Origin of the sequence: Aporhodopirellula aestuarii, from assembly GCF_023701485.1 — a bacterium.
Lineage (GTDB): Bacteria > Planctomycetota > Planctomycetia > Pirellulales > Pirellulaceae > Rhodopirellula > Rhodopirellula aestuarii.
In genome coordinates, this window is sequence record NZ_JAMQBK010000093.1 from 1 (window position 1) to 9,793 (window position 9,793).

Sequence of the window (9,793 nt, forward strand, 5' to 3'; positions counted from 1 at the left end):
CCTATGCCCGTGCCATTCGAGCCTGGCCACGATTGCTCTGGCTTTCATTAGCGTTTGGGTGGGAAGTGATGTCATCGCTGCTACCCCGGCGGAGCAAACAACAAGACCCAATGTTCTGTTCATCATTTCAGACGACTTGGGTGACCGTCTGGCGTGTTATGGAGATCCAGTGGCGGTGACGCCGCATTTGGATCGGCTTGCGAAAAAAGGGGTGATATTTGCAAACAACTTTTGTCAGTTCCCTACCTGTGGGCCCAGTCGTGCTTCGATGTTGTCCGGACTTTATCCCTTTGAGAACGGCTGTGTCAGCAATAAGAATGAGCCATTCAGCAAATCGGTTCCTGACGTCGTTTCTCTTCCGGCCTTGTTCCGGAACAACGGATACTTCACCGCTCGTGTGGGCAAGATTTTCCACATGGGGATACCAGATGGAATTGGATCCAAGGGAGGAGACGATGATGATGCCTGGGATGTCGCGGTCAACAACACCGGCTATGAAGCGTCTCTCGAAAACTGGAAAAACGCGACGCACGTTGGAAAAACGCAGAGAGCTGGGGTTCGCGTCGTCTACGACAACCCCGACATCGACGATGAAGAGATGGCCGATGGCCAGGGACTCGTTGATGCTGTCCGGATTCTCAAAGAAAATAACCCCGACGCAACCGGGAAGCCCTTCTTTCTTGCGTACGGGATCTACAGCCCGCATCCACCGATGATCGTTCCCACCAAGCACTGGGAAGCCACTGATCGTGCCAAATACGAAATGCCATTCGTGCCTGGAAATGATCGAGATGACATTCCGCGGATCAACTGGCACGTCAAAGGACCAGGATTTGACTTCATTCCAGAGACGCATGCCGTCAACTATAGCCATGCCTACTACGCAGCGGTTCATTTTGTAGACGAACTTGCCGGCAGGTTGATTCAAGAACTGGAAAATGAAGGATTGGCGGATAACACCATCATCGTTTTCACCGGCGACCAAGGGTTCCATTTAGGCGAACATGGGCATTGGCATAAGTCAACCATGTTTGAAGAAGCTGCCCGAGTTCCGCTGATCGTGGTCGATCCGCGACAAAAAGAAAAAGGTAAAAAGTGCTCTAGTCTAAGCGGCTTGATCGACATCTATCCAACGCTCTGCGAATTGACCGGTGTTGAACCGCTTCATGAATTATCGGGCGTGAGTTTGGTGCCTCAACTCAGTGATGTCCACGCACCTGGAAAAGAGTACGAGATTACCATGGGCGCTCCGAGTGGATATGGAATACGCACCAAGCGGTATCGATACACAGAGTGGAGAAAAGCGAAACGGGGGCCAGCCGAACAAGCAATGCTCTACGACTTGGAAACGGATCCGCACGAGTTCACCAACTTGATTGATGATCCGGCCTATGCAGAGATCAAGCAAGAGTTGAGCGAAAAACTCGGTTCAGCAATTGCCGGTGGCAAGGCGTCCACAGCGGATGCGCCGACTGACGAGTTTCTTCCCAAACAAGATACCTTGCCGGTTCCGCCACCAGAGGGTGCGATCGTTCTGTTTGACGGAACCGATACTGTTGAATTCGTGAACATGAACGGCGGCCCAGTGGACTGGGAGGTTACTGAAGGCTCGCTCGTCAGCAAGAGAGGCAAGCGACGAACCAATCACATCGTTTCCAATTGGCACTTTCGCGATGCCGATATCCATGCGGAATTCATGCTGCCCGAAAGCGGTACAGGAAACAGTGGACTGTACATACACGGCCTTTATGAAATGCAGATCATTCACTCCGAAGGCAAGGACAAGGTTGGCGAAAGTGACATGGGGGCCTTGTACGGATTCTCGAATCCGTTAGCCAGTGCTGGACGACCTCGTTCTCAGTGGCAGGTCTACGATATTCGGTATCGTGCTCCGGTGCGGGGACCCGATGGCAAGATTACAAAGGAAGGTTCGATCACGGCTTGGCTGAACGGACAAAAGGTTCAAGACAACGCTCGCTTCGGTGAACCGCGTTCCAACTACCACCCCTATCGCTACGGGACGACTGATTATCTGCAAAGCATTTGGCAACGGCAGAAACAAATGATGGTCGGGCCTTTGTTCTTGCAGGACCACGACAATCCGGTCCGGTTCCGTAACGTTTGGATTCGACCACTCGACGATCAATCAATGCGTTACGAATCAGAAAATCGTTAAAGGTATCCAAACAGCCCGAGTCGATGACGTTGCGTTTGAAAACAAAGGCAAAACCAGCAATTAAGATCCAGCGTGCGCACCCAGTCGCGGGCTTCGCCGTGCTCATTGCCACCGCGGTCAACGAGCACGAATCAGGGATGCTGAACCGAACGCGCCGGGAACGTGGGTAAGGAATGGTTTAGCTAGCGTCCATCGACGCATGAATACAGCTTTGCTTCAGTGAGGGCAATCACATTCACGGGCAGAAATCTTCTTCACGAGATGGGGCGGCCAAATGGAGCGTCCAAGACGTCTCTGGTTACGTTGAGCATCGGCCGCAGCAAATCAGGCATCTCCGCGGAATGGCATTGTTGACCAATTCCCAGTCGATAGCATCCACATGTGGTAGCTTCAGGCTAGCGACATCGCAAATCCGAACCACTGGAGTTGATCAAGATGCATGTTCCACGCCGTCGATTGTTGCGTTCGCCGAACGCCGGGTGGCTTGTGAGCTTGATTTTTCATGCAGTCGTTCTACTGGCATTCGCGATGATTGTTCTAACGGCACCCGTAAGTGATCTTCGGTGGTTGAGGTTCGAGATTGGGAATGACGAACCCTCGGTATCCGCGGAATTCGAATTCGCATCGAGTCCGATTCACCTGGAGGACACCCCGGATGAGGCCTCGAACGATCCCGTTGCGAATCTTTTCAGCAACGTTTCGCTTAACCTTTTGGAGGAAGCCTATCAGCCTGAAACGCCTACCGCCATTGACCGGGCGGGATACGGTGACGTCAAACGGATGGCCAAGTTGACCGCAGGTAAACCGAGGGCGACTAGGCTAAGCAGTACGGCTAGCTTGTCCGCCACATTCGACGGCCGATCCGCAGAAAACAAAACGCTGTTGCTGAATCGATACGGCGGAAGCCAGCAAAGCGAAGCGGCAGTTGCCCTTGCACTTCGGTGGCTTATCGAACACCAAGTAGCCGATGGTGGATGGACGTTCGCCCACGACGAGGTGTGTCTGGGGAAATGCGGTGACCCAGGGCGATTTGCGTCCTCGCGAAATGGTGCGACAGGACTGGCGCTGCTGCCGTTTCTAGGGGCTGGCGAGACTCACATGGCGGGACAGTACAAAGATGTTATTGATCGCGGATTGACATTCTTGATCGCGCACCAATACCTCAGCAGCGGATCGAATCCGACGGGAGCTTGGCACGAACAAGGTGGCACGATGTATTCGCATTGCCTTGCGACGATTGCCATCTGCGAGGCGTACGCGATGACCGGCGATTCTCGCTTGCGAGATCCTGCCCAGCGCGGGCTCGACTATTTGGTGAAAACGCAAGATCCACGCGGCGGGGGCTGGCGTTATGCACCGCAGCAACCGGGGGACACGTCGGTCGTTGGTTGGGCAATCATGGCACTTAAGAGCGGCAAAATTGGAGGCTTAACCGTACCGGATCCGACACTCACTGGCACGGAACAATTTCTTAACTCGGTCAGTAGCGCTGGCGGTGGGAAATATGGCTATCTGAACCAGAAACTGATGCACGATGGTGGCGTGACCACAACATCGATTGGTGTTTTATGCCGCATGTATCAGGGCTTGCCAAGAGAAAATCGCGGTATCAATCGCGGAGTGAGCTTCATTTCGTCGACTGGTCCGCGTCTCGATAATCTGTACTACAGCTACTACGCAACCCAAGTAATGCGGCATCTTGGTGGTCCCGAGTGGGAGCCCTGGAATCGAGTGATGCGAGATTCACTGGTTCAATCGCAATTGACCGCTGGGCACGCATCAGGAAGTTGGATGCCGAATCCGCTTCCAGAGATGGGTGGGATGATGGGCGGGCGACTCTACTCGACGTGCTTGGCGACGATGATTCTTGAGGTCTATTATCGTCACATGCCACTCTATACGGACAAATCGATCGATGACGAGTTTGCGTTATAGCTGAGTGGCGTCAGGGACTCAGAGTTCAAACCCTTGCAAAGAGATACGGCAATGGCGGTCGCGGAGTCGTTCACGCCGAAGCCACATCGAACTCGCAGTAGCGAGTTCACTCCGCAATTGCGGCTATCAAACCTTCGTTCGTTTGGACAAATGCTGAATTCACATCAACCGCCCTGGTGATGGGGGGCAAGTTCAAGCCGAGTGATGGATTTGGGTCAGCGGCGGGTTGCAGCGAATGATCTCACCTGAATCCGATACCTTCAAATAATAAGACGACCCAATGTGGACAGGTGTTGAGAAAGCGGAATCCCCGGTGGGCTCCAGTTTCTCCCAAATGTTGACCCGATAGTTGCCGTTGTGGTGCCGACATACCTCCACATGATGCAGAAGGGTGGGCCTGCCGGTTTTCGCCAGGATTTGGGATTTGATCTTTTCCCTATGGTCTGATTCCGCCACAGGTTCATCTTTCTGTGGAGCTGCTTGATCGATTTTTGCCATGATTTCCTCGGCCTCTTAAATGCAATGAGATGCTCAACTGTACCGTAACGGAGTTAAGTTCGATACGAGTGCGGAGTCGAGAACGCAGTCGTAACTGATCGGCACCCCCGGGTGAAACATGGTCAGTTGATCGGAAACGACCTCGGGTTCTCCACGCGACAAACTTTTCACACGGGAATAAATGCTGCGATGGGCGCATTCTTCTTCGGCGAAAGCGATCCAGAGCGAGGACGCATCGCTTCGTTTACCGACCCGGCAAAATCGTGAAGCTTTTTTGACGCAGCCGGTTTCGTCGACCAGAACGACTTTGTTGATTCTCTAACCCGCATGGGGTGTGAATGTCCCACGTACAAGACGAAGACGAGCTGTTCCGGACGATTCTACGAGGGACGCGTGGATCGTGTACCGTCTTTCTCCGATTTGTCACCTACCTGCACTCGGTTGCATCGAGCCAATCCGTCAGCAGACTTGGCGATGCTCAATCATCTTTTCAACAACGTCCGTGAAACGTCGCTCGATTTCCCGCAAGTGACGACGCGGTAGTCTCGCGATCTCTTGGATTTCTCCGGAAGCTGCATTCGATCACGACTTCCAGAATGACATCGACCTTTATCATCTGCTTTGTCGTCAAATGCGGTAACGAGCTGGCGGCAACTTCGGGATCGCTCAAAGGTATTGGACACTCTCATTCTCTTGGAACGCTTGGTTGATTGGAGTTACGTCCGTTAGCCAGGAGGAGGTGCTTGATCCTCAGGTACTCACCGAATGACCACGCTTGGAACGGGCAACCACGAGGCGTGTGTGGTGGCTCGGCGTCGCAAATTTCAGAGATGTGACCGATGCCTGCATGATTGAGGTGCGTTTCGAGTGGCGTCAGAAATCTTCGCCGTGCTTCCTGCTTTGCGTCGGGCGAGTTATCCCGCACCCGCAACCAGGCTTCGACGAACGAACCGATTAGCCAAGGCCAAACTGTTCCTTGATGATACGCGCCATCTCGCTGAAGCACTCCGCCTGCATAACGTGGTTGGTGATCGGGATGATCCGGGGCGAGTGAACGCAGTCCGAGCGGTGTGAGTAATCGTTGTTCGACCGCGTCGACGACTCGGCGGGATCTGTCCTCGCTTAGCAACATCAGCGGCAACCCGCCGACGGCGAAAATCTGGTTGGGACGAAAAGCGTCATCCACGCTGCCCGATTCATGGTTGTTGTCGACGACATCGTAGAGGTAGCCTCCCTCCTCGTTCCAAAAACGATCTGCGAAGGACGCCTGCCCGTGCTCAAGTTGCTTTTTCCAGCGATGGGAAAAACGGCAAGCAAACGCGAGGGCGTTCAACCACAAGGCTTGAATCTCGACGGGTTTCCCGATCCTGGTCGTAACCACCCAATCACCGACCTTGGCATCCATCCAGGTCAATTGCACACCCGGCTGACCGGCGGCAATCAGCCCGTCATCATCGAGGTGAATCCCAAATCGCGTTCCATTGGCATACCCTTCCAGGATTGCGTCGACGGCTGCTTGCAAACGCGAAATGTCCTTCGACGGAAGGCTCCGTTTCGCTTTGCGGTGTGCTTCGAGGCTGTCTTGGATTGCGACGATGTACCACAGCGATGCGTCAACGGAATTGTATTCGGGCGTGTCACCGTGGTCGGGAAAGCGGTTCGGCAACATGCCTTCCGAAACGGTATCGGCCCAGCTCATCAGGATGTCGTGCGCCGTGTCGAGCCACTGCGTTTTGGTTAAACACAAACCACGCATCGCGATAAATGTGTCCCGCCCCCAGTCTCCGAACCATGGATAGCCCGCGATGACGGTAGTGCCTTCGTCGCGACTAACGACATAAGAACGAATGATCTCTGATTCACGACCCGCTCGCTGGCGGCGAGAGCGTTCGTTGCCTTCGATCTTTTCGAAATACTGCTTGGTCGTTGCCCCTTCAAGCCCACAAAGATCGGCCAAGGGTTGCCCTGCGGAGAGCATCAGATAGGCATCTTGCTCGGCAAGATCCCAACGAAATTCTCCAGGTGATCCGAGGTCCTCCATGTCGTCGAGTCCGCGTTCACGCTCGAAAGAATAGAGAAACGAGTTGTACCACTGAAACCACTCGTTGAAGGTTGCATTGGATTGGGCATGAACGGTCGGCAGGTCGGAATAGGGTTGCCAGGAAATTGACTGTTCGTGACGAGTGGTCGCCGAATTGAAGTCAGGATTGGCGTGATGCATCCCGTGAAAGTCGCGTCCCGAGAGGAGCGGACGTAGCCGTAGCGACACGTCCGTGCGGTGGCCGATGACGCGCCACCGCAGGGCAACGCCCTGCACCCGATCCGGAACAAAAAGCTCTTGGAAGATCCTGATGTCATCGGCGAATTGGTAACGCCAAGTTGGCCAAGGATCATTGGTGAAAGAATGCAGCGAGAGATGCCCGCTCGGAGACTCAACGTCATTGCGGTAGTACTGTGTCGAAATTGGATGCGATCCGTTTGGCGTTTCGACCCAAGCGTCAAATCCATTGACCAATACGACGCGGTCCGCCGGCGGATTCTGTGCCACGAGCAGCAGAGCGTGATAGCGCCTCGTGCGTTGACCGCTCACCGTACCGGATGAAAACCCGCCAAGCCCATCCGTCTCGATCCACTCAGCCAAGTCTTTCTCGAAACGCATTTTGTTCATTTCTGTTGCTTGCCAACGGTTGTTCGCATTAACACGAGATTATCATGCACCAGACTCGATGACCAAATGAATTTTGCATCGGATTGGGGATCGTCAAACAGGTCGGTGAAATTCGTGTAGGCCGGTTTGTTATCGACTCCGACAAAATCATTGGTATAGGTTACCGCGTTTGGCCAGTCGCTATCATCGAAATCGGCAGAGGCCCAGTCTTCAGGAATCGGCCAGTGGGCTGCGAAGAAAGCTGTGCCGTCTGCGGTGTCTTCGGTGCTGCATTTTGAACTGTCCCGAATGTCTCCATTGACTTCAAGGCATTCCTTCGTCTTGAGAGGGGCTATGTAGAACGTTTGTGCTTTCCAGTTCGCATCGGTTACCGAAACGGTTTCGCCGGCTGCGTTTTTGACCACCGCTACCAAACCGGCGTCCCCCTGATGAAATGGTGCACCTTTGAATTTTTCAAAACCCAGCCCCAGACGTTCCTCCCAATCGACGCCCATGATCGCGACGGTGAACGGTCGCTGGGCTTTGAAACGAATCACGCTACTGTTAAATGGAGTCATCGGAACGGCATCGACCGCCAACAGTTCGCCATTGACGGAGAACTCGAAATAGTTGTCGCCAAAAAGGTATGCCGTGAATATCTCGTTGCCGCCGGCGTCGATCACCGGTATCGCATCCAGATCAATATCGGCGATTCCGGCAGGCTCCACCCCGTTTGCTTCGTTGTACAGATCGGCCGCTTTAGTCGCCGATTGAAAATGCGTTTTGGCCGGCACCGTCCACTCAGCCCCGTCTGCCGACTTGATCGTTCCAATATTTGCCGTGCGTGGATTGTTTCCCTTCCATTGGTAGAGCTTGATTATGCCTGACTGAGCTTCGCCCTGAGTGAACGAAGGCTGAACGGGCGTCACGTCCCACTCTTGCGCGTCAGCAATTGGATGGGGTGCCGCGATGGCAACGAGTAGGACGGTAGTCACGACCGCGATCGAGAAAGACTGACGATTCATGGGTTCACCCTAACGGACAAGTCGTAATAAGAAGAGTTTTTTGGTTGATGCAGGTCTTTCGCAATCAGAGAATTCCGCGCACGTATCCATTGAATGACCAAAGCACACAGGGTACCGACGCTGCGTCAGCCGTCAGCGACTCTCCGTTTGCACCTGCGGCAACTCGATCCGCAGAGAGATGGGCATTCAATCACACATTCATCGTTTTGTGTGTCGCTGTGCGAAGCACTGAAACGGTGAATGTCGGTGGCACGCAAGAATCTTTGGCGGTGCAATATGTTCACCGTGCATTCTGATGGTGTACAACCCAACCGAATGACTCAATCGGAAACGACCATGAATGATAAAGACAGGATAGATGGACGTATTGGATTTTCCTTGCTGACACTTCGGATCGGAGTTGCGATTGTTTTCCTGATGTGGACATTGGACAAACTTCTCAATCCGGAGCACGCCGCGGGCATTTTCGAGCGGTACTATCTGACGCCCGGCCTCGGAGCGTCCTTAATGGTTGGCGTGGGCATCGTGCAGATGATCTTGGTCTTGTCGTTTCTCAGCGGATTTCTGCGCACGTGGAGCTACGGACTCATCACTGCATTGCACACCGTTTCCACAATCAGTTGCTACAAGCAATACATGAATCCTTGGGAAAAGCCGAACTTGTTGTTTTTTGCGGCGTTTCCGATGTTGGCGGCATGCGTCACGCTTTGGTTGCTCCGGGAACTCGATACCTGGACCGTCGACAGTTGGTGGAAGAAGAAAAAGGGCGTCGTGGTGGCCAAAGGAAACGAGTCACAGCCAGTCAGCTGAGTAGCAGAACCTACCAGTTCTAAAATGCTCACGCGGTCCTCGCTCCTCCCATCACCCAGCCTAGGTTACCTGCGAACTTTAGCTGGACAGCGCCACTTTCTGGCGGACGTATTGGAATTTTCGACGTTCACGTAACGGAACCTCTCCTAGGCAACTGAAGCGGGTAACGCCCGCTGTTCTCGGTCTCGGGGGACGTCGATTGTATTACTGAAGGATTTCAAATGTAGCGGAACGGCGCGAGCCGTCCGATGACTCGGGACCAGACGGCTTGCGCCATTCCGCTAAAAAAGGCACTAAAACAATCAACTTCCCGAGCCACAGCTGGAAGCCAAGGATACGTTGAAGCTCCAGATCCTTCAGAAATAAATTAGACGTCCACCGGTTTTTGTAATCTGATTGTAAGGAGTGCCGCTCACTGACGTCTTCTATCTATCAACGCGTTCGAGCAGCGAGTGACTCGCCTTCTGCGTTCGCGTTTGAATTCGCAAATACCGCCGTTTGCGGACGCATCCTAAATGGAAAGGGCCATGGCCAAGGCAATCGGATCACAAACCGACGACAATCAATCGGGGGTGAGGAAGAAACTTGGCGTCTTCCTGATCGTCGCGGTCGTCGTCATTGTCGCGTACACACAGTTCGGCGATGCGTTGAGCCTTGAAAGTCTCGCGCAGCAAGAGACGCAGGGAAGCGTCCCAAAAATTG

General features: G+C 53.7%; 6 protein-coding genes. 3 read left to right on the forward strand and 3 right to left on the reverse strand.

Annotation, left to right across the window (positions count from 1 at the left end; genetic code table 11):
* Together NB063_RS28675 and NB063_RS28680 are read left to right on the forward strand one after the other, a co-directional pair.
* Window positions 1-2,176 (forward strand): sulfatase-like hydrolase/transferase (locus NB063_RS28675; protein ID WP_250932562.1); only part of this gene is annotated, 2,176 nt, incomplete at its 5' end.
* Window positions 2,177-2,704: 528 nt separating this feature from the next.
* Window positions 2,705-4,111, forward strand: coding sequence for a prenyltransferase/squalene oxidase repeat-containing protein (locus NB063_RS28680; RefSeq protein ID WP_250932564.1), 1,407 nt, complete (start codon window positions 2,705-2,707; stop codon window positions 4,109-4,111).
* A 192-nt stretch (window positions 4,112-4,303) separates the two neighbouring features.
* Here the strand turns inward: NB063_RS28680 and NB063_RS28685 are convergent, their stop codons facing one another.
* From NB063_RS28685 to NB063_RS28695, 3 genes are all read right to left on the reverse strand, one after another.
* The gene (locus NB063_RS28685; protein WP_250932566.1) at window positions 4,304-4,609 is read right to left on the reverse strand and encodes a hypothetical protein; all 306 of its coding nucleotides are present in this window, start codon (window positions 4,607-4,609) and stop codon (window positions 4,304-4,306) included.
* Between the two features lie 685 nt (window positions 4,610-5,294).
* Complete coding sequence (locus NB063_RS28690) at window positions 5,295-7,277, reverse strand: amylo-alpha-1,6-glucosidase (protein ID WP_250932568.1); 1,983 nt, start codon at window positions 7,275-7,277, stop codon at window positions 5,295-5,297.
* On the reverse strand, window positions 7,274-8,281 hold the full coding sequence (locus tag NB063_RS28695) for a hypothetical protein (RefSeq protein WP_250932570.1): 1,008 nt from the start codon (window positions 8,279-8,281) through the stop codon (window positions 7,274-7,276). Before NB063_RS28695 ends, NB063_RS28690 begins: the two co-directional genes overlap by 4 nt.
* Window positions 8,282-8,617: 336 nt before the next feature.
* On the opposite strand from NB063_RS28695, the gene NB063_RS28700 reads away from it, so the two are divergent.
* On the forward strand, window positions 8,618-9,091 hold the full coding sequence (locus NB063_RS28700) for a DoxX family protein (protein ID WP_250932572.1): 474 nt from the start codon (window positions 8,618-8,620) through the stop codon (window positions 9,089-9,091).
* The last annotated feature ends 702 nt before the right edge of the window (window positions 9,092-9,793 follow it).